We start from the raw sequence: 22,597 nt of genomic DNA, 5'->3' as shown, positions 1-22,597 counted from the left end.
CCGGGCTCACGCGTTGTCGCCGCCGGTGTCGTACTGCGGCCCGCCCTCGGCGGTGGCCGTCTCCCCGACGTCGGGCCACTGCCACTCGGCCACCTCGGGGATGTCGGTGCCGTGCTCCCGGGTGTAGCGGCGCGCGGCGAGGCGGGCGTCGGCCATCCGCTGGCGCAGGCCCGCGTACCGCGACCCCAGGCCCGGCACCCGGTCGATGACGTCCATGACGAGGTGGTACCGGTCGAGGTCGTTGAGCATGACCATGTCGAAGGGCGTCGTCGTCGTGCCCTTCTCCTTGTAGCCGCGGACGTGGAGGTTGGCGTGGCCGGAGCGCCGGTAGGTGAGTCGGTGGATGAGCCACGGGTAGCCGTGGTAGGCGAAGATCACCGGCCGGTCGGTGGTGAAGACGGTGTCGTAGTCGCGGTCGCTCATCCCGTGCGGGTGCTCCTTCTCGTCCTGCAGGCGCATGAGGTCGACGACGTTGACCACCCGCACCCGCAGCTCCGGCAGGTGGCGCCGCAGGAGGTCGGCGGCGGCGAGCACCTCGATGGTGGGGATGTCACCGGCGCACACGAGGACGACGTCGGGCTCCTGGCCCTCCTCCTCCGTGCCGGCCCACTCCCAGATGCCCACGCCGCGGTGGCAGTGGTCCTGCGCCTCCTCGATGGTGAGGAAGTCGGGCCCCGGCTGCTTGCCGGCGACGACGACGTTGACGTACTGGCGGGTACGCAGCACGTGGTCGTAGGTCGCGAGCAGCGTGTTCGTGTCCGGCGGCAGGTAGACACGCACGATGTCGGCGCCCTTGTTGACGACGTGGTCGATGAAGCCCGGGTCCTGGTGGGAGAAGCCGTTGTGGTCCTGGCGCCACACGTGGGAGGACAGGAGGTAGTTGAGCGAGGCGATGGGCCGGCGCCACTCGAGTTCGTCGGTGACCTTGAGCCACTTCGCGTGCTGGTTGACCATCGAGTCGACGATGTGGATGAAGGCCTCGTAGGAGGTGAACAGGCCGTGGCGGCCGGTGAGGAGGTAGCCCTCGAGCCAGCCCTGGCACTGGTGCTCGGAGAGGACCTCCATGACGCGGCCGGCGCGGACGAGGTGCTCCTCGTGGTCCGCGGGCACCATGTCGGCGTTCCACTGCTTGCCGGTGACGTCGTAGACGGCCTGGAGCCGGTTGGAGGCCACCTCGTCCGGCCCGAAGAGGCGGAAGTTGTCCGGGTTGCGGCGGATGACCTCGGTGAGCCACTGGCCGAGCACGCGGGTGGCCTCGGTGACCGCGCCACCGGGGGCGGGGACGTCGACGGCGAAGTCTCGGATCTCCGGCAGGCGCAGGTCCTTGAGGAGCAGGCCGCCGTTCGTGCTCGGGTTGTCGCTCATCCGCAGCTGGCCGGCGGGGGCGAGGGCGGCGACGTCACCGGCGAGCCGGCCGTCGTCGTCGAAGAGTTCCTCGGGCCGGTAGCTGCGCATCCAGCCCTCGAGGACCTCCATGTGCTCGGGGGTGTCACGGGCGCTGGACAGGGGCACCTGGTGGGAGCGCCAGGAACCCTCGACCTGCTGACCGTCGATGACCTCCGGGCAGGTCCAGCCCTTGGGGGTGCGCATGACGATCATCGGCCACAGCGGCCGCTCGACCTCCTCCGGGTCGCTCTGCGCGGCCCGCTGCTTGATCTCGGCGATCTCGTCGAGGACCTCGTCGAGCAGCGCGGCGAAGCGGCCGTGGACGGAGGCCGGGTCCTCGTCGTCGAAGCCGGCGGTGAAGACGTAGGGGCGGTGGCCGTAGCCCCGCATGAGGTCGGTGAGCTCATCCTCCCCGATCCGGGCCAGCACCGTGGGGTTGGCGATCTTGTACCCGTTGAGGTGGAGGACCGGCAGGACGACGCCGTCGGTGCGGGGGTTGACGAACTTGTTCGAGTGCCAGCTCGTGGCGAGCGGGCCGGTCTCCGCCTCGCCGTCACCGACGACGGCGAGGACGAGGAGGTCGGGGTTGTCGAAGGCGGCGCCGTAGGCGTGGGACAGGGCGTAGCCGAGCTCCCCGCCCTCGTGGATGGAGCCGGGCGTCTCGGGCGCCACGTGGGAGGGGATGCCGCCGGGGAAGGAGAACTGGCGGAAGAGCCGCCGCAGGCCCTCGGCGTCCTGGGTGATGTCGGAGTACACCTCGGAGTAGGTGCCCTCGAGGTAGGTGTTCGCCACGAGGCCGGGCCCGCCGTGGCCGGGGCCGGTGATGTACATCATCGGCTGCTCGCGCTCCTGGATCGCCCGGTTGGCGTGGGCGTAGAGGAAGTTGAGGCCCGGGGTGGTGCCCCAGTGGCCGAGGAGGCGGGGCTTGACGTGCTCGGTGCGCAGCGGCTCGCGCAGCAGCGGGTTGTCGAGCAGGTAGATCTGGCCGACGGACAGGTAGTTCGCCGCGCGCCACCAGGCGTCGATCCGGTCGAGGGTCGCGTCGTCCGGGGCGGGGCGGGCCCGGCGGCGCCAGGCGTTGGTGGTGGCGGGGACGGAGGCAGTGCTCATGCGGATACTCCCTGTGTCAGTAGTCACCGCCCAGCCTTCCGGTTCCCGGAGGCCGCAGCCACCGGAGAAGGTCCTAGGCCGGTGCCCCCGGCACGGCGAACTACCCTGGTGGCGTGTCCACCACCGCCCAGCGTCCCCGGGCCGACGCCCGAGACTGGCTGCGGGCCGCGACGACACGGCGGATGCTCGTCCTCCTGCTGCTCGTCGTCGTCGTGGCCGCGGTGTGCACGCGCCTGGGCTTCTGGCAGCTGGACCGGGCCGGGATCCGCGGTCAGGAGGCGGCGCGCATCGAGCGCGAGGAGCTCATGGCCGCGCCGGCCGCGCCGATCGCCGAGGTGCTCGCCCCGCAGAGCGCGTTCGGGGTTGAGCACTTCGGACGGCGGGTCAGCCTCGAGGGGTCCTTCGACCCCGAGCAGCAGGTGCTCGTGCCCGGCCGCAACGTCGGCGGGCGGGAGGCGCTCATGGTCGTCACCGCGTTCCACGTCGACGGCGGCCCGCACGACGGCGCGATCATGCCGGTCCTGCGCGGCTGGCTCCCGGACGGGATCGCCGACCGGCTCGAGGCGGGCGGAGCGGGGGCGGAGGTCACCGCGCCGCCGCCTCCGACGGCGCGGCTGGAGATCGTCGGGGTGCTCAGCGACTCCGAGGCCGCGGGGGAGCCCGGCCTGCCCGAGGGCTTCGCCGGCGGCATCAGCGCCGGGGAGCTCGCCCAGGTGTGGGGCACCCCGATGTACAGCGCCTACCTCGTGCTCGAGGAGCCGGCGCAGCCCGGCGGACTGGCGCCGGCACCCTCACCCGTCGAGGAGCTCGACGCCGACCCCAACGTCCAGAGCCTGGCCTACGCGGTCGAGTGGTGGGCCTTCGCCCTCTTCGCGGTGGTCTTCTGGGTCAAGGTGCTGCGCGACGACGTCCGTGAGTCACGCCTGGCCTCGACCGGCCGGTAGTCACCGGCCCGGCGGCCTCAGCTGACGAGCGAGCGGATGAGGTCGGACAGGCGGTCCGACACGCCGGTCTCCGCGGCGACGACCCCGCGCTGCTCCAGGGCGACGCTCGGGGACGGGGTGATGACGCCGTCGACGCCGTCCCGGACGAAGGCCCGCACCCGCCGCGGCTCCGTCACGGTCCACAGGAACAGCTGCACGCCGGCGGTGTGCGCCTGGCGCAGGAGGTCAGGGGTGTAGGAGCTCTGCTCCAGGGTGAGGAAGTCGGCGGCGCCGGGGTCGAGGCGGCCCCGGGAGAAGGCCACGACGCCCCCGGTGGTGACGTGGGGGAAGCGGGTCTCGATCTCGGCCACGGTCGCACGGTCAAAGGCCTGGACCAGGGACGTGCCGACGAGGTCGTGGGCCTCGAGGACGGCGACGACGTCACCGACCAGGTCACCGCGCTCCCGCCCGTGTCTCTTGATCTCCACGAGCAGCGGGACGCCCAGCTCGGCGGCCCGTTCGGCGAAGGCGGCGAAGGTCGGGATGGTCGACTCGTGACCGGCCTGCCGGACGGTCGTGGCGGTGAGCTCCTCGGTGGTGAGGTCGGCGACGTCCCGGTTCACCCCCGCGATCCGGCGCAGGTTGGTGTCGTGGACCACGACCAGCCCGCCGTCGGCCGCCTGGAGGACGTCGAGCTCGACGACGTCCGCGCCGAGCCGGGCCGCCGCCTCCAGCGACTCGAGGGTGTTCTCCACGGCGCCGTAGGTCGCGCCGCGGTGCGCGATGACAAGCGTGACCCGACTGGGGTCGGTGGTGCGGAGGCTCGCCGCGCCGGCGACACCCGTCCCGGTGGCGAGCACCGCCACGAGGACCCCCGCGAGCGCCCCGCGAGCTCTTGCGCGACCGGGAGGCACCGGGCCGGCAGGCGCCGGCGGCGGGCCGGGGACCATGCCGAGCAGCAGCAGCGCGACAAAGGCCGCGACCAGGCCGCCACCGCCGAGGAGGACCACCTGGGCGATGGCGAGGGCGGCGCCGGCGACGACCGGTGACGCGGCGGGCAAGAGGGCGTCCGACAGGCGCGTGACGGCGACGGCCGCGGTGGCGAGGGCCGCGACGCCGGCGGCGGCGACGAGCCACAGCGCCGCCACGGCGAGTGCGAGCCGGGTGACCCGTCCGCGGGTCGCCCGCCAGCTCGCGGCGTAGGCGCCGGCGGGGGTGAGGCCGGTGCTGAGCACGAGGGTCGGGACGAGCAGCAGACGGAGGTTGGCGTACCCGAGGAGGGCGCCGGCGCCGAGCCAGGCGGCCGTCCCGAGCGGCGTCTTCTGCAGCTCGCCGCCGATGAAGGCGGGCACCTCGAGCGGCCGGACGAACGAGGCGCCCAGCGCGAAGCCACCGAGGGGCGCGAGGACGAGCAGGTAGAGCGCGAGCAGCCCGAGCTGTGGTCCCGCCGAGCGGACGAGGACGGCAGCGCCCTGGCGGGCGAGCTCCGGCACGTGCGTCACCCGGCCGTCTGCCAGCCCGCGGGCGAACAGGACGAACGCCGCGTGCTGGAGCAGCGCCGCCGACGTGGCGACGACGGTGAGCGCGACGAGGAGCAGGACCGCTGCCGGGTGCCGCAGCACCTGGCCGAGGCTGGCCTCGGTCAGCGTGGGCACCCCTGCGGCACGCAGCGCGGCGGCGAGGAGCAGGCCGACCACCGGCCCGGCGACGAGGGCGGTGAGGAGCTGGAGGGTGACGGCGACGCGCAGCCAGGCCCGCCAGTGCGTCACGAGGACACGCAGCGCGGTCCCGGCAGCGAGCCCGCGCCCGCCGGGGACCGGTACGTCACCGGTCATGACGCGGCGCCCGACGCGCCCGGCACCGGTGCGACCACACGCTGCACGGTCATCCCCTGCCTCCGTCCTACCGAGCCGTTGCTCCGGTCACCCGCCGCTCCCCCTTCCCGGGGGTACCGTCCCGGCCGGCCCGGTGGAAGGGTGGGGACCGACCGTGTTCCGTGAGAAGGAGCGCCGCGATGTCAGAGCTGATCATCCTCGGCTACGACGACCACGTCACTGCCCGACGTGCCTACGACAAGGTCCTGGACCTGGAACGGGACTTCATCGTGGAGCTCGCCGGGCTCGCGCTCGTCCGCGTCGACGACGACGGCGAGAAGCACGTCGACACGCCGTCGAACGTCGTCTGGGCCTCCACCGCCTCGGGAGCCCTGTGGGGGGGGGGGGGGGCGATCTTCGGCCTCCTCTTCCTCGTCCCGGGCTTCGGTCTGCTCGTCGGCGGCGCGCTCGGCGCGCTGACCGGCAGGCTCGGCAGGTCCGGGATCAACCGGAGCTTCCAAGATCGCGTGCAGGGGCTGCTCGATCCCGGCAAGGCAGCCGTCGTCGTCATGGCGCGGAAGGTCACCGAGGACAGGTTCGCCGCGGCGATGGGCGACTTCGGTGGGACGGTCCTCAAGACCTCGCTCTCCGAGGCGGACGAGCGGGAGCTGGCGGAGGAGCTGGCCGGCTGAGGCAGGAACAGCTCAGCTCTCGGCGAAGGGGGGATGACCCCGCGGCGACAGCTGAGCTGTTCCGCTCACTCCTGCTGCCAGGACTGCCAGAGGGAGGCGTACTCGCCGCCGGCGGCGACGAGCTCCTCGTGCGGGCCGATCTCGGCGATGCGGCCGGCGTCCATGACGGCGACGCGGTCGGCGTCGTGCGCGGTGTGCAGGCGGTGGGCGATCGCCACCACCGTACGGCCGGTGAGCAGCGCGGACAGAGAGCGCTCCAGGTGCCGGGCCGCGCGCGGGTCGAGCAGCGAGGTCGCCTCGTCGAGCACGAGCGTGTGCGGGTCGAGCAGGACGAGCCGGGCGAGCGCGAGCTGCTGGGCCTGCGCCGGTGTGAGCGTCGCACCTCCCGAGCCGACCGCCGTCCCCATGCCATCGGGCAGCGCCGCCACCCAGTCCTGGGCGTCGACGGCATGCAGGGCGCGAGCGAGCTCGCCGTCGTCGGCGTCGTGCTTGGCCAGCCGCAGGTTGTCCGCGACCGTCCCGACGAAGACGTGGTGCTCCTGGGTGACGAGCGCGACGTGCCGGCGCAGCTCCTCCTCGGGCAGGTCGACGAGCGGCACGCCGTCGATCGTCACGCGCCCGCCGGTGGGCGGGTGGATGCCGGCGAGCATGCGCCCGAAGGTCGACTTCCCGGCTCCGGACGGACCGACGATCGCCAGCCGTTCCCCGGGGGTGAGGGTGAGGTCGATGCCGTGGAGGACGTCCTCGCCGTCGCGGTAGGCGTAGCGCACCTCGCGGGCGCGCACGTCCTCGCGCTCGGGCCGCGCGGGTCCCGCCTCGCGGTCCGGCGGCACGAGCTCGATACCGACGATCCGCGCGAGGCTCGCCGTCGCCACCTGGATCTCGTCCACCCACATGAGCAGCTCGAAGAGCGGGCCGCGGATCTGGATGACGTACAGCGCCACGGTGGTGACGGCGCCGAGGGTGACGAGGCCCGCGCCCACGAGGTGCGCGCCCCACAGCACGACGGCGGCCACCGGCAGCGCGAAGGACGTGACGAGCCAGAAGAACACCGACATCCGCAGCCGCAGCGTCACCTTCTCGGTGTTCCACGCCGCGGCGACGACGGCGTCGGCCCGACGGCGGCGCTGGTGGCCCAGGGCGAGCGCGTCGACCGTCGCGGCGTGCTCGACCGACTCGGTGAGCACCCCGTTGAGGTCGGCGTAGGCGGCGGCGTTCTCCCGGTAGGCGGGGGCGGAGCGGCGCAGGTAGCGGCGGGTGGCGAGCGCGAGCACCGGCAGGCCGACGAGCATCGCCAGCGCGACGAGCGGTGAGGCGAGCAGCGCCGCCCCGAAGGTGAGGACGATCGTCGTCGTCGTCACGAGGACCCGCGGGACGCCGAAGCGCACCGCCCACTGGACCCGGTCGATGTCGTTGGTCGTCCGCCCGAGCAGGTCACCGGTGCCGGCGCGCTCGACGGTGGACAGCGGCAGATGGGTGACGCCGGAGAGGAAGCGCTCACGCAGCTCGGCGAAGACCTCCTCACCGAGAACCATCGCGCTGCGCTGGGCGTAGCGGGTGACGAGCGCCTGGAGGACGACGACCCCCACGAGCCACAGCGCGACCGTGTCGACGTGGCGGCGGGTGGTGCCGGCGACGACGGCGTCGACGAGACCGCCGAGCAGCCACGGCAGGGCGAGCGCGGCGACCGCGGCCAGGCCCTGGAGAACGACGACGGTGGCGAGCGGGCGCCGGTAGGAGCGCAGCAGCCGCCCGGCGAAGGCGCGCACGCGCCGGGAGTCGGCGACGGGGAGCTGCATCAGACCACCTCCGTGGTGAGAGACCGGCCGACGACGGCGTGATAGGCCTGCGCGTCCGGCTCGCCGGCCGCGGCGCGGGCGAGGAGCTCGCGGTGGCGGCCGCGGGCGTGGACGGCGCCGTCGTCGAGGAGGACGACGTCGTCGGCGTGCTCGAGGACGAGCGGGGAGGCGGTGAGGACGACGGTGGTCCGGCCGCGGCGGTACTCGCCCAGGCGGGCGGCGATCCGCGCCTCGGTGTGGGCGTCGACGGCGCTGGTGGGCTCGACGAGGACCAGCACCTGCGGCTCGGTGAGGAGCGCGCGGGCGAGCGCGACCCGCTGCCGCTGGCCACCGGACAGGGAGCGGCCCTTCTCGGTGATCTCCCCGTCCAGCCCCTCGGGCAGCGACTCGAGGACATCGTGCGCGTCGGCGGTGTCGAGGGCGTGCAGGAGGGTGGCGTCGTCCAGGCCGTCCTCGCGGGCGTCGAGCGCCGCGCGCAGCGGGCCGGTGAACAGCTGCGGGGTCGAGGAGGCGACGACGACGCGGTGGCGGACCTCGGAGAGGGGCAGCTCGCGCAGCGGCACGCCGTCGAGCAGGACCTCCGCGGTGCTGTGGTCGTCCAGGCGCCCGAGCCGGCTCGCCACCGCCTCGGCCTCGCCGGGCCGGGGGGTGACGACGGCGGTGAGCCCGCCCGGTCGCGGCGCGAGCCCGGTGAGCGTGTCGACGAGCGCGCCGGGCGTGGACGGGACGGCGGGGCGGGGCAGCGAGTCGGCCGCCTCGGACTCCGCCAGCGTCCCGGCCTCGGGGGTCACCGACAGGACACCGGTGATCTTGCGGGCGGCGACGCGTCCCCGGGTGAGGAAGTTGATGAACTGGGTGACCCAGCGCAGCGGCTCGGACAGGTAGGCGGTGAAGCCGTAGAAGGTGACGAGCTGCCCGGGGGAGATCTCCCCGGTGATCGCGAGCCGGGCCCCGAGCCACACGATGCAGGCGACGAAGAGGCCGGGCAGGAGGATCTGGAGCGCCTCGAGCACCGAGGACAGCCCGGCGACCCGCACGCCGGCCCGCCGCACCCGCTGGGACTGGGCGCGGTAGCGCTCGGCGAAGGCGTCCTCACCGCCGATGCCACGCAGGATTCGCAGGCCGGAGACGGTGTCGGTCGCGAGCGTCGCGAGCCGTCCGGCGGCGTCGCGCTGCTCCTTCTGCCGGGCCTGGAGCGGCTTGATGAGGAAGGAGACGACGACGGTGACGACGGGCAGCCCCAGCGCGACGACGATCCCGAGCGTGGGGGACTGCTGGAGCATGTAGCCGGTGACGGCGAGGTAGCCGACGAGCCCGCCGACGAAGGCGGGCAGCAGCTCCAGGACGTTGCCGACCTGGAAGGAGTCGTTGGCGACGGCGCTGACGACCTCCCCGGTGGGCAGCTCCTCACCGATCGCCGGGCCGGTCCGCGTGACGTGGTGCCCCACGAGGCGCGAGACGCTGAAGGCGCCGTGCAGCCAGCCGCCGACCTCGGCGGCGTGGCCGACGCTCGTGGCGACCGCGCTGAGGAGCCCGATCCCCACGAGGGTGAGGGCCAGCCACAGGAGCCGGGTGGAGACGCCGCCGTCGAGCCCGCTGTCCAGGGCGGTGCCCAGGACGAGCGGCACCGCCGCCCCCGCGAGGGAGACGACGGAGGCGAGGAGGCAGCCGATGAGGAGGGTGGGCCAGGCTCCGCGGGCCGCCCAGGCGAGGAAGGCCGTGGGCGCACCGAGAGGGGGATGACCGGGGTGGCCGGCCGGGACGTCGAGCACGGCCTGAGCCTAGGTGTCGCCGAGGACACCGGGCAGCCTGTTTTCCGTCGTCAGCGGCTCCTGAGACACTGGGGAGGAGCTCGCAGGGGCGGGCGCAAGGAGGACGCATGAGCGAGGACACCACCGCCGCACCGGGCACCGCCCCGGGTGCGGCCCTGCGGGCGGAGCGCGAGCGCAAGGCCCGCGGGGCCTGGACGTTCTACCGGGCCATGGCATTTGTCACAGGCGTCATGCTGCTGCTGCTGTGCGTGGAGATGGTCCTGGTCTACCTCATCGGGGTGGGGCCGGAGGTCGAGTCGTGGATCGGGTGGATCCCCTTCGCGCACGGCTGGATCTACGTCGTCTACCTCGTCAGCGTCCTCAACCTGTGGTCCGCCATGCGCTGGGGCCTGGGCCGGATGGCGGCCCTTGTCGTCGCCGGGGTCGTCCCGGTCCTGTCCTTTGTCATGGAGCACCGCGCCAAGGGCTGGTTGGAGGCCGACCTCCCGGGCGTGGTCGCCCGGCGCGCGGCTACGCTGGCGAGGTGAGCATGAGCGACGCCCCGACCGACGCCCCCACCACCGCCGAGCGCGCGGCCACGCCGCAGCCCGTCCTCGTCGTCGACTTCGGCGCCCAGTACGCCCAGCTGATCGCGCGCCGCGTGCGCGAGGCCGGGGTGTACTCCGAGATCGTCCCCCACACCATGGCGGTCGAGCGGGTCCTGGAGAAGGACCCCGCCGCCATCATCCTGTCCGGTGGGCCCGCCTCGGTGTACGCCGAGGACGCCCCCGGCGTGGACCCCGCGCTCTTCACCGCCGGCGTCCCGGTCCTCGGCATCTGCTACGGCTTCCAGGCGATGGCCTCCGCACTCGGCGGCACCGTCGCCCGCACCGGGGACCGCGAGTACGGCGCGACCGTCGTCGAGCTGCGCGGCGAGGGGTCCCTCCTCCAGGGCACGCCCGAGCGCCAGCAGGTGTGGATGAGCCACGGCGACGCCGTCCACGAGGCACCGGAGGGCTTCGAGGTCCTCGCTACCTCCCCGGGCGCGCCCGTCGCGGCCTTCGAGGACCGCGGCCGGCGGCTCTTCGGGGTGCAGTGGCACCCCGAGGTCAAGCACTCCGACTTCGGCCAGGCCGCCCTCGAGCGCTTCCTCTACGACGGCGCCGGCCTTCAGCCGACGTGGACCGCCGGCAACGTCATCGCCGAGCAGGTCGCCGCGATCCGCGAGCAGGTCGGTGACGCGCGCGTCATCTGCGGCCTGTCCGGCGGCGTGGACTCCTCCGTCGCCGCCGCGCTCGTCCAGAAGGCCGTCGGTGACCAGCTCACCTGCGTCTTCGTCGACCACGGCCTGCTGCGTGCCGGTGAGGCCGAGCAGGTGGAGCAGGACTTCGTCGCCGCCACCGGCGTCAACCTCAAGGTCGTCGACGCCACCGAGCAGTTCCTCTCCGCGCTCGCCGGGGTCACCGACCCCGAGACCAAGCGCAAGATCATCGGCCGCGAGTTCATCCGCACCTTCGAGGCCGCCGCCCGCGAGATCGTCGAGGAGGCCGGCCGGGCCACCGAGGAGGCAGAGGTCCGCTTCCTCGTCCAGGGCACCCTCTACCCCGACGTCGTCGAGTCCGGCGGCGGTGAGGGCGCGGCGAACATCAAGTCCCACCACAACGTCGGTGGTCTGCCGGACGACCTCCAGTTCGAGCTCGTCGAGCCGCTGCGCACGCTGTTCAAGGACGAGGTCCGCGCCGTCGGGCTGGAGCTCGGCGTCCCGGAGGGCATCGTCTGGCGCCAGCCCTTCCCGGGCCCGGGCCTGGGCATCCGCATTGTCGGCGCCGTCGACGCCGAGCGGCTCGCCGTGCTGCGCGCCGCGGACGCGATCGCCCGCGAGGAGCTCACCGCCGCCGGCCTGGACCGCGACATCTGGCAGTGCCCGGTGGTCCTCCTCGCCGACGTCCGCTCCGTGGGCGTCCAGGGCGACGGCCGCACCTACGGCCACCCCATCGTGCTGCGCCCGGTCAGCTCGGAGGACGCGATGACCGCCGACTGGTCGCGCCTGCCCTACGACGTCCTGGCCCGCATCTCCAGCCGCATCACCAACGAGGTCCCCGAGGTCAACCGCGTGGTCCTGGACGTCACGAGCAAGCCGCCGGGCACCATCGAGTGGGAGTGAGGGTCCTCCACGTCTCGGACTGCTTCCCGCCTCGTACGGGGGGCATCGAGACGCAGGTCCACGACCTCGCGGTCTCCCAGGCTCGGGCCGGCCACGACGTCCACGTCGCGACGGCGACGCCGGGGACCGACGGTGCCCGTCGCGCCACCCGCGTCCTGGGATCGGGCGTGCGCGTGCACCGGATGGCCTCGGCGCTCACGCTCGGCCTGCCGGTGAACCCGCGCGGTGCGTGGCTGCTGCGGGAGGCCGTCGAGCGGCTGCGTCCCGACGTCGTCCACGTCCACGCCGGCGTCGTGTCGCCCTTCGCCCTGGACGGCGTGACGGCCGCCCGCCTCACCGGGGTGCCGCTCGCCATCACGTGGCACTGCATGCTCGACGGCGTCGTCACCGGCTTCGGGGCGCTCGCCCGGCGCAGCGAGACGCTGCGCTCGCGGGCCGCGGTCTCCGCGGTGTCAGGCGTCGCGGGGGAGCGGGTCGCGCGGATGCTCGGACGGCAGGACGTCTCGGTCCTGCCGAACGGCCTCACCGTCGCCGACTGGCGCCCGGCCGCGCTGCCGCGCACCCCCGACGGCACCCTGCGCCTCGTCGCCACCCAGCGACTGGCGCCGCGCAAGCGTCCGGCACCGCTCGTCGAGATCGTCGCCGCTGCCGACCGCCGCCTCGGGCGGAGCCCGGAAGGGGCGCCGCGCGTCCACCTCACCCTCATCGGCGCGGGCCCCGAGGAGCGCCGCGTGCGCGCTCTCGTCGAGCGGCTCGGGCTCGGGGACGTCGTCACCCTCACCGGTGGCCTGCCCCGGGAGGAGCTCGTGGCGCGCTACGCCGGGGAGGACGTCTTCGTCGCCCCTGCCCGGCTCGAGGCCTTCGGCATCGCCGGGCTCGAGGCGCGCGCGGCCGGGCTGCCCGTGGTCACCGGCCGCGGCACCGGACCCAGCGAGTACGTCACCGACGGCGTCGACGGGCTGCTCACCGCCGACCGCGCCGACGGGCTGGACGACGCCGCCGCCGACTTGGCGCTCACCGACGCCGTCGTCCGGCTCGCCGAGGACGCGGCGCTGCTGCGCCGTCTGCGCGAGCACGCGCACGCGACGCCCCCGCCCTTCGACTGGGCCGACGTCCGCGGCGCTTGCGATGCGCTCTACGCACACGCCCTGGACATGCGGGCCCGACCGCCCCGCTGACCTTCACCGAGCGGCCGGGGCGCGCAGCGACGCGCCCCTGGAGAGGGGTGGGTCCCCGAGCGTGACGCGGGTCACGGCGCCCTCCCGGCTCGGCGGCGCCGGCCTGGGACCATGGGCCCGGAATCGGACAATCCGGAATGCCAGGATTGTTCTCAGAAGCCCAGCACGGGCCTCACGGCAACTGAGCCACTGTGAAAGGACCACACCATGAGCACGACCCGCCGCACCGGTATCGCCCGCATCGCCGGCCTCCTCGCCATCGTTGCCGGAGCCATCTTCATCATCGCCGGCGGCGTCACCTGGGGAATGGTCACCAGCCAGCTCAAGGCGGAGAACATCACGGTCCCCGAGGACGCCGCGTTCCTCGCCGGTGCCGAGGTCCAGGGACCGTTCAGCGCCTACGCCCAGGCCGACATCATCAACACCCACGCGCTGCACGCCACGAACGGGGCCACCTACGCCGAGCTCGGTGCCCTCGCCGGTGAGGCCGAGGCCGCCGGTGACACCGAGGCCGCCGCCGAGTTCCAGGGGCAGCGCGAGACGATCATGAACGCCTCCTTCCTCCGCGCCTCGCTCTTCACCTCGGTCGTCTCCTACGGCGTCGCCGCCCTCGTCATCGGCCTCGGTGCCCTCCTCATCGTCATCGGCCTGGGCATGAACCAGCTCGCCAAGGCCCCCGCCGCCGTCGAGCCGGCCCGTGAGCCGGTCCGCGTGCCCGTCGCCTAGCACTCCCGCACCAGTCGCCGAGAGCCGGACTCCTCCACGAGGAGCCCGGCTCTCGCCATGTCCGCCCGGCCCCCGCCACTCCTCTCACACCGAGAGCCGAATTCCTCCCTGGTCCGAAGAACCCCTTTCGTCGAGAGCCGGATCCCTGGCTTTGGGAGGGATCCGGCGGTCGGCCGGGGTGGGGGCGCGGTCAGTCGGAGCGGGTGAGGAGGGCCTTGACGAGCAGGCCCACACCGGCGAGGGCGAGGAGCGCGATGAGCGCGGCCTGGAGGTCGACGGTGAGGCCGGCGCCGACGCCGAGGACGCAGAGCCCGAGCAGGAGCAGGATGGTCCCCCAGACGACGGTCCCCACGCGGGGCCCGCGGTGGACGGGCGACGGGTCGGTGTAGCTGTCGGTCATGACGTCTCCTCGATGTAGAGCTGGCCGAAGGTGACCGCCGCGTCGACGACGATCTCCGGGCCGCGGCCGTCGCCCTCCTGGACGAGGGTCGTGCTGACGCCGGCGCCGTCGGCGATGCGGTCGCGGCCGTCCGGGTCGCGCGAGGGCAGCCCGGGGCCGGACCAGTCGTCGCTGAGCGGGCCGACGATCTCACCGGCCGTGACCGCGGCGTTGACCGTGACGTCGGCGTCCTCGGGGACGACGAGGGTGAGGTTGCCGAAGGTCACGCTGACGGGGAGGGTCGCGTCCTCCTCGAGGTCGGTGAGGTCGACGACGAGCTCACCGGCGACGAGCGAGTAGCCCGCCTCCGCCTCCCGCGCCGTCCGAGGCGCCCACGTGGGGTCCCCGGCCCAGGTGGTCGCGTCCGCCCCGAAGCGGGCGAAGCCGGGCAGCGTGGCCGCCGCTGCGGCGGCGGGGACCATGACGAGCGCGACGAGCAGGGCGACGACGCCGATCCCGCCCTGGCTGCGGCCGCGCAGGCCGCTGACGAGGACGCCGGCGCCGAGGACGGCGAGGGCACCGCCGCCGCCGATGAGCCACGGGTTGGCGTCGAGGGCACCCTGCTGGTGGGCGAGGGCGACGCCGGCGGCGCCGAGGAGGCAGATCGCCAGGACGAGGTTCGTCGTGCGGGCCCCCGGTCCGGGGACGGGCGGGCGCGGCGGGACGGGTGGCTGCGGCGGGGGTGTGTGCCCGCCGCTCCACCCGGCGCCGCCCCAGCCGCCCGCACCGCCGGCGTCTGAGCCGCCGTGCCAGGCGGCGCTGCCCTGCCAGCCCGCACCGCTGCCGTGCCAGCCGCCCTCACCCGGCGCGGTGGTGCCGGGCTCTGCCGGCTCCGCGGGCTCGGCGCGGCCGGGCACGTCCTCGGTCGTCGTCCCGGTGGCCGCGGACAATGGGCGCGTGGCGGACTCGATCATCGGCAGCGTGGGGGAGTCGGTCACCTCCGTGGAGGAGGCACTCTCTCCGGTGGCCGGGGCAGTGGTCTGGGGCATGGCGTCCTCCGGGACGTCGTAGGCGGGCCGCGGCGGGGCGGGCGGGGGCGGGGCGGTGTCCGGGCCGGCCGCGAAGGGGGGCGGGGTGCCCGGGGCGGGCGGCGTCGTCGTCGTGTCGCGGTCCTTGCTGACGATGACGAGGACGACGAGCGCCACGACGGCGAGCACCCACGGGGCGGACCACCAGGCCGCGCCCCACCAGAAGACCGGTCGGCTCAGGCCGATGACGAGGACGGCGGCGGCGCCGGCGAGGGCGATGTCGAACCTCCCGCGCACCGCCTCCTCGAGGTGGATGCGGCCGTCGGTCTCCTCGGGGAGCAGCGCCCAGGCGAGGCCGTAGAGGACGAGCCCGAGGCCACCGAAGAGCGTGACGACGACGAGGAGCCCACGCACGAGCAGCGGGTCCAGGCCGTAGCGCCGGCCGATGCCGGCGGCCACGCCCCCGGCCCAGCGGTCGGTCGAGCGCCAGATGCCGAGGCGGCGGACGGAGTCGAAGAAGCCGACCGACGGCGGAGACGGTGGTGCGGGTGGGGTGTGCGGTGCGCTGTGGCCGTTCATGGGACCAGCAAAGCGTGCGCGGGCGGCGCCGGGTATCGGGGAGACCCCTGATCCGCCCCCGGCCGGCACCACCCGGACCCCGGGGGCGCCCCTGGTCCTGGACCGCGGGACTCCCGGTGCGGCCCCGTGGCGTGTGACGATCGGGCCGTGACGACCTTCCTCCGCGAGCGGCTGCCCCTGCGCCGGCCGCCGGCCGGTCAGCGGATCGGCGGCGTGTGCGCCGGCCTGGCGGCCCACCTCGGTCTGCCCGTGGCGCGGGTGCGCCTGGCCATGCTGCTGTCGGTGCTCGCGTTCGGGGCCGGGATCGTCCTCTACGGCTGGCTGTGGGTGCTGGTGCCCAGCGGCGACCCGGAGGATGCCGCCGAGGCCGCGCACCCGGCGGCATCCGTGCGCCTGGCGCCCCGGCTGCGGAAGATGGGCAGCGTCGTCCCGGCGACCGACGTCGTCGTCGGCCTGCTCCTGCTCCTCGCCGCCGGCGCGGTGCTCCTGTGGCGGGCGGACGTGCCGCTGCCCAACGAGTGGCTGGTGCCGCTCCTCGTCGTCGTCGGCGGCGCTGCCCTCGTCTGGACCCAGCTCGACGCGTCGCTGTCCGGGCAGGACGCGGCGCCCGCGCCCCGGTGGCACCGGGTGGCACGCGTGGGCGGCGGGCTGCTCCTCGCCGTCGTCGGCATCGTGCTCCTGCTCGGTCGCGGGCTGGGGGCCGATGAGCTCCTCTCCGGGATCCTTGCGAGCACCGCCATCCTCGTGGGCGTGGCCGTCGTCCTCGCGCCGGTGTGGTTGCGGCTCGTGCGCGACCTCAGCGCCGAGCGCAGCGCCCGCGCACGGGAGTCCGAGCGCGCCGACATCGCCGCCCACCTGCACGACTCCGTCCTCCAGACGCTCTCCCTCATCCGCGCCCGCGCCGACGACCCCGACCAGGTGGCCCGGCTCGCCCGCGCGCAGGAGCGCGAGCTGCGGCAGTGGCTCTACTCCGACCGGCCCACCGCGGGCACCTCGGTGGCTGCCGCGCTGCGGGAGGTCGCCGCCGAGGTCGAGGACCAGCACGGGGTGGTCGTCGACGTCGTCACCGCCGGCGACCGGCCCCCGCACGCGACGACCGAGCCGCTGCTGGCCGCCACCCGGGAGGCGCTGCGCAACGCCGTCGTCCACGGCGCGCCGCCCGTGTCCCTGTACGTGGAGGTCGGTGACGGCGCGACGGAGGTCTTCGTCCGCGACCGGGGACCCGGCTTCGACCTTGCCGCGGTGCCGCCTGACCGGCACGGGGTGCGCGACTCGATCGTCGGCCGCTTGGAACGGCACGGCGGCAGTGCGACGATCCGTACGGGACCGGGCAGCGGCCTGGAGGGTACGGAGGTCGTGCTGCGGATGCCCGAGCCGGCGACAGGGGAGTGACATGAGCACGACACCAGAGGACGGTCGGCTGCGGGTCGTCGTCGTCGACGACCACGCCCTCGTACGCAGCGGGGTGCGCAGCGAGCTCGAGGCGCACGCCCCGGACCTGCGGATCGTCGGGGAGGCAGCGGACGTGGAGTCCGCCGTCGCCGTCGTCCACGAGACGCGGCCCGACGTCGTCCTCCTCGACGTCCACCTGCCCGGCGGCCGCGGCGGGGGCGGCATCGACGTCATCACCGGCTGCCGCGACGTCCCGACCCGCTTCCTCGCGCTGTCCGTGTCGGACGCCAGCGAGGACGTCGTCGGGGTCATCCGCGCCGGCGCTCGCGGCTACGTGACCAAGGCGATCACCCCGACCGAGCTCGCCGACGCCGTGCGCCGGGTGGCCGGCGGGGACGCCGTCTTCTCCCCGCGGCTGGCCGGCTTCGTCCTCGACGCCTTCGGCACCGCCGCCAAGGACATCGCCACGACCGACGACGAGCTCGACCGGCTCTCCGCCCGTGAGCAGGAGGTCATGCGCCTCATCGCCCGCGGGTACTCCTACAAGGAGGTGGCCAGCGAGCTGTTCATCTCGATCAAGACGGTCGAGACCCACGTGTCCGCGGTGCTGCGCAAGCTCCAGCTCTCCTCCCGCCACGAGCTCACCCGCTGGGCAGCGGTGCGGCGGCTCATCTGACCACCCGGCCCCCCCCACCCGCCTGGGCCGCACATCCGGTCACCGAGACGCACATCCGAAACGGCCCGGGCCGTACCGGATGCGGCCCAGACGAGGGGCATCGAGGGTCAGCCGGTGTAAACGATCTCGACGCGACGGTTGGCGGCATGGACGGTGGGGTCGTCCGGCTCGCCGGCGGCGCGCGGCTCGGTGTCGCCGCGACCGGAGACCTCGAGCCGGAGGTCCGGACGTTCCGCGCTGAGGGCGGCGGCGACCGCCTCCGCGCGGTTCTCCGAGAGCTCCTGGTTGTCGAAGTCCTGCCCGTGGGGCTGCTGGGTGTCGGTGTGCCCGACGCCCCCCACGCTCGCGCCCTCCGGGACGTCCGCGACGAGGTCGGCTATCCGCGAGGCGGCGTTCGGGGGAGCTCCCAGGTGTTCTCGCGGAAGAGCAGGTCGGTCGACAGCGCGATGGTCGTCTCCCCGTCATCGCGCGTGACGTCGTCCTCCAAGGACAAGACGTGGACGCTCGGGTCGAACACCCGGACCGAGCCGGCCGGGTCGAAGACGCGGACCGAGTCGTGGAGCACCTGGCGGCTCAGCCCGCCCGACGGCGGCGGGGGCGGTTCCTGCTCGCTGAGGTCGGCGGAGGCGGCGCCAGTACCGGCGAGCATGAGGCCGCCGGCGAGACCGGCGACGAGCAGGCCGTGCAGCGCGCGGCGCGGTGTGGAGCGACGCATCCCGCTCACCGCTCGATCGCCACGTCGTCGAACTCGACCATGCCGACGCCCACGCTGAGTGTGTCGATGTCGTCCTCGGGAGCGGCGAAGTAGGCCCAGTACCGGAGGGTCTCGCCACTGGCGGCCCGCAGGCCGCTGTTGGTCGTGTTCGTCGCCCACTCCTCGGTCCCGTCCCGCAGGAGCGTGTACTGCTTGAGGTTCACCCGGTCGTTGAGCACCGGCGCGAGCCGGTTCTGGTTGTTGAGCGAGTAGATGTTGTAGCTGCCGTCGCCCTGGAAGTCCGGGGTGAAGGACAGCTCGAGGCGCATGGCCTCGCCCTCGACCCGCAGCGAGTGGAGGCCGACGGTCACCGTGGCGTCGTCGCGCTCGTCGGCGCCCGGCAGCGCGTAGACGACGGTGTCGAGCGCGTCCTCCGGGCCGACGATCCGCTCGGCGGGGTCCGTGTCCCGACCGTCGGTCGCCGTGTCGGCCGGCTCCGCGGCCGACTCCTTCGGTTCGCCGGTCTCGGCGGCCGGAGCGGACGTGGTCTCCGGCGGGGTGTCGAAGTCGGCCGGCGTGTCGGCGTCGCAGGCGGCGAGCACCGAGGCGCCGGCCAGGGCAAGGGCGGCTGCCGCGAGCGAGCGACGGAGGGCCGTGGTCATGGGGTTCTCCTTCTGAGGGGTCGCACATGAGTCGTACGCGTCCGACGGTGAGTTGCACGGCCGACTGTGAGATCGGTCACTCGCGGACCGTGAGGTGGTGGACGGACTCGAGGTCGGTGCCGTCGGGAGCGCGGGCGCGCAGCACGACCCGCGCGCTGCCAGGGGAGCGGGCCGTGGTCGACACGCTGGGTGCGTCGACCACGTGGTCGCCGCTCGGCATGGTCCACACCCAGCCGTCAACGCCCTCGACCACGGCCGTGAAGGTTGCGTGCTCGCCGACGGTGATCTCGCCCGGCCCGTCGATCGTGATGGCGGCGGCGCCGGAGCTGTCTTCGGCGCCGAGCCCGCCGGCGAGCTGGACACCCCCGACGAGGCCGGCGACGGCCGCGAGCAGCACGGCCAGCGCGACACCGAGCGGGGCGCGGCGCCGTCGCCGCGGCGCAGGGGCGGTGGTCGGGGTGGCAGGTTCCACCGTCACCGGCGGAACTGCAAGTGCCGACTCCACGTCGGCGAGCCAGGCCCCGACGTCGGGGTGTCGGTCGTCCGGGTGGTGCGCCGTGCTGCGACACACGGCGGCGTCCAGGGCAGGCGGCAGCGCAGCACCCTCGCACAGCCACAGGAGGAGCGTGGACATCGCCCACAGGTCAGCGCGGGTGTCGACCGACGCCGGGGCCGTCCTGCTCGGGAGGCCGGAAGCCGGCGGTCCCGCCCGCGACGGTAAGTCCGGAGTTCAGCGCGAGGTCCTTGCACATCCCGAGGTCCGCGAGGACGAGCCGCTCGTCGGGACGAACCACCTGCGCCGGCGGGCCGAGCTCCTCACCGGCCGGGAGGGTGAGTGAGGAGGATGTTTCCAGGGCTGAGGTCACGGTGGACGAGGCCGCCCGCGTGCACCGCGCCGACGGCGGCGGCCAGCGACCGCGCCACCGCGAGCACGTCCTGCCGGCCCGCCGTCCAGCCGTGGCCGCGCAGCTCGGCGACCCGGCCGGCGAGCGTGCCGCGGTCTGCGTGCTCGAGGACGAGGTAGGGCTGCTGCCGGTCCGTCTCCCCGATGTCGTGGACGGCGACGACGTGCGGGCTGCTCACCCGGCGCAGGCTGCGACCCTCGGCGATGAAGCGCTCGCGAACCTCGGGGTTGAGGCTGTGGTTCTCTGCAAGCACCTTGAGGACGACGACGTCCTCGAGCCGCTCGTCGATGGCGCGGTGCACGGTCACGAAGGACCCGACGCCGATGACCCCCTCGAGGCGGTAGCGCCCGATCCGCTCGACCGTCACCGGCGCCCGGCCCCGTCGGTGGGCTCGCGCAGCGCGGCTGCGACGAGGGCACGGCCCCGGGAGACCTGCGCCTTGACCGTGCCGACGGGGCGCTCGAGGCGTGCGGCGACCTCCTCTTAGGTCAGCCCCTCGACGTCGCGCAGCGTCACTGGCTCGCGGTAGTGGTCGGGCAGCCCGGCGAGGACGGCCCGCACGGTGGCGCGGGTGGCGATCATCGAGCTCATCCGCTCCGCAGGCCCGAGCTCTCCCGGGGGCAGCGGCGAAGCGGCACGCTGACGCCGGAGGTGGTCGACGACCCGGTTGCGCGCGATGCGGTGCACCCACGTCGTCAGCCGGCTGGTCCCCGCGAAGGAGGCCACGGAGCCGGCGACGGAGATGAGGGCGTCCTGGGTGACGTCGTCGACGGCGGAGTGGTCGAGCAGCGCACCGGCGACGATCCGGCGCACGATCCCTGAGGCGTCGAGGCGCTCGACGAGCAGCTCGACCGCGAGTGTGGAGCCGGTGTCACCGGCTGCGGCGAGGGTGGCGAGCTCGTCGAGGACGTCACCGTCGTCGGCGGGGACGCTGTCCAGGGCCAGCCGCGCGCGGAGGGCGTCGCCGTCCGAGACCGCTCGCTGCAGCGCGTGCGGCACCGCGTCGTCCATGGGCATGTCCCTCAGGTTAACGGGGCGGCGGGTGGCTGCCGCCGACGACGGCGCCGGTCTAGCCTGAGGCATGGACGTGCGTCAGGTCGCGTGGCGGAGCCTGTACGAGCTCCTCGGGTCGCGGGTGCGCAGGCCCGAGTGGGCCTTTATGAATTACGGCTACGCCCCTCTCGACCCCCGGCAGGAGACGCTGGCGCTCGGGCCCGCCGACGAGCCGGACCGCATGTGCATCCAGCTCTACGACCACGTCGTCGGGGACGTGGACCTGCGGGGTGCCGACGTCCTGGAGGTCGGCTGCGGGCGGGGTGGCGGCTCCTCGTTCCTCGCTCGCTACCGCGCGCCGCGGACGGTGACGGGTGTGGACCTCTCCCGCGCCGGGATCGCGCTGTGCCGGCGCTACCGGCACGCCCCGGGCCTCAGCTTCGTCCAGGGCGACGCCCTCGACCTGCCATTCCCGGACGACTCCTTCGACTCCGTCGTCAACGTCGAGTCCTCCCACTGCTACCCCTCGGTGGAGACCTTCCTCGCGGAGGTCCACCGGGTGCTACGACCGGGCGGCAACCTCCTCTTCGCCGACCTGCGGGGAAAGGTGGCGATGGCGGAGCTCGAGGCCACTCTGAGGACGAGCCCGTTGGAGGTGGTCGACATGCGGGACATCACGCCGAACGTCTGCACGGCCCTCGAGGTCGACGACGACCGCCGGCGGGCGCTCATGGACGCATGGATCCCGCGCCCCTTCCACCGGCCCCTCGAACGGTTCGTCGCCGTCGAGGGGAGCAGCACCCACGCGCGGTTCAGGGCCGGTGAGAACCGATACGTGAGCGCCCGGCTCGTCAAGACGACGACGGCGCTCATCTAGGCTGGCGGCATGACCTTCCTCTACTATCTCCTCCTCTTCCTCCACCTCGTCGGTTGGGCCATCGTCCTCGGCGGGACCGTGACCAACCTGCGCACGCCGCGCCTGGCGCCGGGCGTCCTGCACGGCGCGCTCACCGCGCTCGTCACCGGCATCCTCATGACCGGCGTCGCCGAGATGGGGGACGGGCTGCCCGACCTCAACTACATGAAGATCGGCATCAAGCTCGTCGTCGCCGTCGTCGTCACCGCCCTCGTCGTCGTCGCGAGCCGCAAGAAGGAGCCGAGCCGCGCGCTCATCGGCTCGATCGCCGCGCTCACCACCCTCAACATCGCCATCGCGGTGCTGTGGCGCTGACCCGCTGATGGGCGTCCTCGGCGAGGCGATCGTCCTCATCGTCGTCATCATCGGGCTCGTCGGCGCCGTCGTGCAGGTGGTCCCGGGCGGCGGGTTCCTCGTCGGGGCCGCCGCCGTGGTGTGGGCGATCGTCACCGGCGGCACGGTCGGGTGGACGGTGGGGACGATCGCGGTGATCGCCGTCGTCGGCGCGGAGATCGGCAAGTACGTCCTCGCCGGGCGCTACCTCGGCAAGGGCGGCGTGCCGGCCCGCACCCTGGTGGTCGGGGCGGCGCTCGGCGTCGTCGGCTTCTTCGTCATCCCGGTGATCGGCCTGCCGATCGGCTTCGTCGCCGGCGTCTACGCCGCCGAGAGCACCCGCCTGCGCGACCAGCGCGAGGCGTGGCGCTCCACCGGCCGGGCGATGCGGGCCGTCGGCCTGGCGATCCTCGTGGAGCTGAGCGGGGCACTCATCGCGACCGGCGCCCTCCTCATCGGCATGTGGCAGACCTGACGGCGGCGGTGTCGGTGGCAGG

24 protein-coding genes are annotated in these 22,597 nt (G+C 74.2%); 12 read left to right on the top strand and 12 right to left on the bottom strand.

Annotated features, from left to right (window positions below):
- Nucleotides 1-6: 6 nt before the first annotated feature.
- Complete coding sequence (locus tag M3148_RS07035; RefSeq protein ID WP_251303974.1) at nt 7-2,496, bottom strand: phosphoketolase family protein; 2,490 nt, start codon at nt 2,494-2,496, stop codon at nt 7-9.
- A gap of 113 nt (nt 2,497-2,609) precedes the next feature.
- Here M3148_RS07035 and M3148_RS07030 point away from each other — a divergent pair, with 113 nt between their 5' ends.
- Nucleotides 2,610-3,440 (top strand): SURF1 family protein, encoded by an 831-nt coding sequence (locus M3148_RS07030; RefSeq protein ID WP_251303973.1) that lies wholly within the window; start codon nt 2,610-2,612, stop codon nt 3,438-3,440.
- A gap of 17 nt (nt 3,441-3,457) precedes the next feature.
- Here M3148_RS07030 and M3148_RS07025 read toward each other — a convergent pair whose 3' ends face one another.
- Entirely contained in the window at nt 3,458-5,254 is a 1,797-nt protein-coding gene (locus M3148_RS07025) for a glycerophosphodiester phosphodiesterase family protein (RefSeq protein ID WP_251303972.1), read from the bottom strand.
- A 179-nt stretch (nt 5,255-5,433) separates the two neighbouring features.
- Between M3148_RS07025 and M3148_RS07020 the strand changes: the two genes are divergently transcribed.
- Nucleotides 5,434-5,925, top strand: coding sequence for a DUF1269 domain-containing protein (locus tag M3148_RS07020; protein ID WP_251303971.1), 492 nt, complete (start codon nt 5,434-5,436; stop codon nt 5,923-5,925).
- Between the two features lie 65 nt (nt 5,926-5,990).
- On the opposite strand, the gene M3148_RS07015 is transcribed toward M3148_RS07020, so the two are convergent.
- Nucleotides 5,991-7,724: an ABC transporter ATP-binding protein gene (locus tag M3148_RS07015; protein ID WP_251303970.1), complete on the bottom strand. Its 1,734-nt coding sequence runs from the start codon at nt 7,722-7,724 to the stop codon at nt 5,991-5,993.
- Nucleotides 7,724-9,496, bottom strand: a complete 1,773-nt coding sequence (locus M3148_RS18285) for an ABC transporter ATP-binding protein (RefSeq protein ID WP_251303969.1) — start codon at nt 9,494-9,496, stop codon at nt 7,724-7,726. The genes M3148_RS07015 and M3148_RS18285 overlap by 1 nt, the downstream gene beginning before the upstream one ends.
- Before the next feature lie 107 nt (nt 9,497-9,603).
- On the opposite strand from M3148_RS18285, the gene M3148_RS07005 reads away from it, so the two are divergent.
- The 4 genes from M3148_RS07005 (at nt 9,604) to M3148_RS06990 (ending at nt 13,543) form a co-directional block, all read left to right on the top strand.
- Entirely contained in the window at nt 9,604-10,023 is a 420-nt protein-coding gene (locus tag M3148_RS07005; RefSeq protein ID WP_251303968.1) for a DUF3817 domain-containing protein, read from the top strand.
- Nucleotides 10,024-10,025: 2 nt separating this feature from the next.
- Entirely contained in the window at nt 10,026-11,639 is a 1,614-nt protein-coding gene (gene guaA / locus M3148_RS07000) for a glutamine-hydrolyzing GMP synthase (protein ID WP_251304103.1), read from the top strand.
- Nucleotides 11,636-12,817 carry a glycosyltransferase family 4 protein gene (locus M3148_RS18280; RefSeq protein ID WP_251303967.1) on the top strand — a complete coding sequence of 394 codons (1,182 nt, stop codon included), beginning with the start codon at nt 11,636-11,638 and terminating at the stop codon, nt 12,815-12,817. Before guaA ends, M3148_RS18280 begins: the two co-directional genes overlap by 4 nt.
- Before the next feature lie 207 nt (nt 12,818-13,024).
- The gene (locus tag M3148_RS06990; RefSeq protein WP_251303966.1) at nt 13,025-13,543 is read left to right on the top strand and encodes an aromatic ring-opening dioxygenase LigA; all 519 of its coding nucleotides are present in this window, start codon (nt 13,025-13,027) and stop codon (nt 13,541-13,543) included.
- A 190-nt stretch (nt 13,544-13,733) separates the two neighbouring features.
- Here M3148_RS06990 and M3148_RS06985 read toward each other — a convergent pair whose 3' ends face one another.
- Nucleotides 13,734-13,943 carry a hypothetical protein gene (locus tag M3148_RS06985; RefSeq protein ID WP_251303965.1) on the bottom strand — a complete coding sequence of 70 codons (210 nt, stop codon included), beginning with the start codon at nt 13,941-13,943 and terminating at the stop codon, nt 13,734-13,736.
- A complete protein-coding gene (locus M3148_RS06980) occupies nt 13,940-15,529 on the bottom strand; it encodes a PspC domain-containing protein (RefSeq protein ID WP_251303964.1) in 1,590 nt (529 codons plus the stop codon). The genes M3148_RS06985 and M3148_RS06980 overlap by 4 nt, the downstream gene beginning before the upstream one ends.
- A gap of 147 nt (nt 15,530-15,676) precedes the next feature.
- Between M3148_RS06980 and M3148_RS06975 the strand changes: the two genes are divergently transcribed.
- Entirely contained in the window at nt 15,677-16,921 is a 1,245-nt protein-coding gene (locus tag M3148_RS06975; RefSeq protein ID WP_251303963.1) for an ATP-binding protein, read from the top strand.
- Nucleotide 16,922: 1 nt separating this feature from the next.
- The gene (locus tag M3148_RS06970; protein WP_251303962.1) at nt 16,923-17,597 is read left to right on the top strand and encodes a LuxR C-terminal-related transcriptional regulator; all 675 of its coding nucleotides are present in this window, start codon (nt 16,923-16,925) and stop codon (nt 17,595-17,597) included.
- Between the two features lie 107 nt (nt 17,598-17,704).
- Here the strand turns inward: M3148_RS06970 and M3148_RS06965 are convergent, their stop codons facing one another.
- The 4 genes from M3148_RS06965 to M3148_RS06950 form a co-directional block, all read right to left on the bottom strand.
- Nucleotides 17,705-17,938, bottom strand: coding sequence for an OmpA family protein (locus tag M3148_RS06965; protein WP_251303961.1), 234 nt, complete (start codon nt 17,936-17,938; stop codon nt 17,705-17,707).
- Nucleotides 17,939-17,973: 35 nt separating this feature from the next.
- Entirely contained in the window at nt 17,974-18,312 is a 339-nt protein-coding gene (locus M3148_RS06960) for a hypothetical protein (RefSeq protein ID WP_251303960.1), read from the bottom strand.
- A gap of 5 nt (nt 18,313-18,317) precedes the next feature.
- On the bottom strand, nt 18,318-18,953 hold the full coding sequence (locus M3148_RS06955; RefSeq protein ID WP_251303959.1) for a hypothetical protein: 636 nt from the start codon (nt 18,951-18,953) through the stop codon (nt 18,318-18,320).
- Nucleotides 18,954-19,029: 76 nt separating this feature from the next.
- The gene (locus tag M3148_RS06950; protein ID WP_251303958.1) at nt 19,030-19,587 is read right to left on the bottom strand and encodes a hypothetical protein; all 558 of its coding nucleotides are present in this window, start codon (nt 19,585-19,587) and stop codon (nt 19,030-19,032) included.
- Here M3148_RS06950 and M3148_RS06945 point away from each other — a divergent pair.
- Complete coding sequence (locus M3148_RS06945) at nt 19,580-19,792, top strand: hypothetical protein (protein ID WP_251303957.1); 213 nt, start codon at nt 19,580-19,582, stop codon at nt 19,790-19,792. The genes M3148_RS06950 and M3148_RS06945 overlap by 8 nt on opposite strands.
- Here M3148_RS06945 and M3148_RS06940 read toward each other — a convergent pair.
- Both M3148_RS06940 and M3148_RS06935 read right to left on the bottom strand, forming a co-directional pair.
- Entirely contained in the window at nt 19,770-20,225 is a 456-nt protein-coding gene (locus M3148_RS06940) for a protein kinase domain-containing protein (protein ID WP_251303956.1), read from the bottom strand. The genes M3148_RS06945 and M3148_RS06940 overlap by 23 nt on opposite strands.
- A 116-nt stretch (nt 20,226-20,341) precedes the next feature.
- On the bottom strand, nt 20,342-20,875 hold the full coding sequence (locus M3148_RS06935; RefSeq protein WP_251303955.1) for an RNA polymerase sigma factor: 534 nt from the start codon (nt 20,873-20,875) through the stop codon (nt 20,342-20,344).
- 64 nt (nt 20,876-20,939) lie between these two features.
- Here M3148_RS06935 and M3148_RS06930 point away from each other — a divergent pair, with 64 nt between their 5' ends.
- The 3 genes from M3148_RS06930 to M3148_RS06920 are packed head-to-tail and all read left to right on the top strand — an operon-like array spanning nt 20,940 to nt 22,575.
- Entirely contained in the window at nt 20,940-21,728 is a 789-nt protein-coding gene (locus tag M3148_RS06930; RefSeq protein ID WP_251303954.1) for a class I SAM-dependent methyltransferase, read from the top strand.
- A 9-nt stretch (nt 21,729-21,737) separates the two neighbouring features.
- Nucleotides 21,738-22,082 carry a hypothetical protein gene (locus M3148_RS06925; RefSeq protein WP_251303953.1) on the top strand — a complete coding sequence of 115 codons (345 nt, stop codon included), beginning with the start codon at nt 21,738-21,740 and terminating at the stop codon, nt 22,080-22,082.
- A 7-nt stretch (nt 22,083-22,089) separates the two neighbouring features.
- Entirely contained in the window at nt 22,090-22,575 is a 486-nt protein-coding gene (locus M3148_RS06920) for a DUF456 domain-containing protein (RefSeq protein WP_251303952.1), read from the top strand.
- Nucleotides 22,576-22,597: the final 22 nt, after the last annotated feature.

This window comes from Georgenia satyanarayanai (assembly GCF_023715365.1).
Lineage (GTDB): Bacteria > Actinomycetota > Actinomycetes > Actinomycetales > Actinomycetaceae > Oceanitalea > Oceanitalea satyanarayanai_B.
This window is presented reverse-complemented; position numbering and strand designations above follow the sequence as displayed.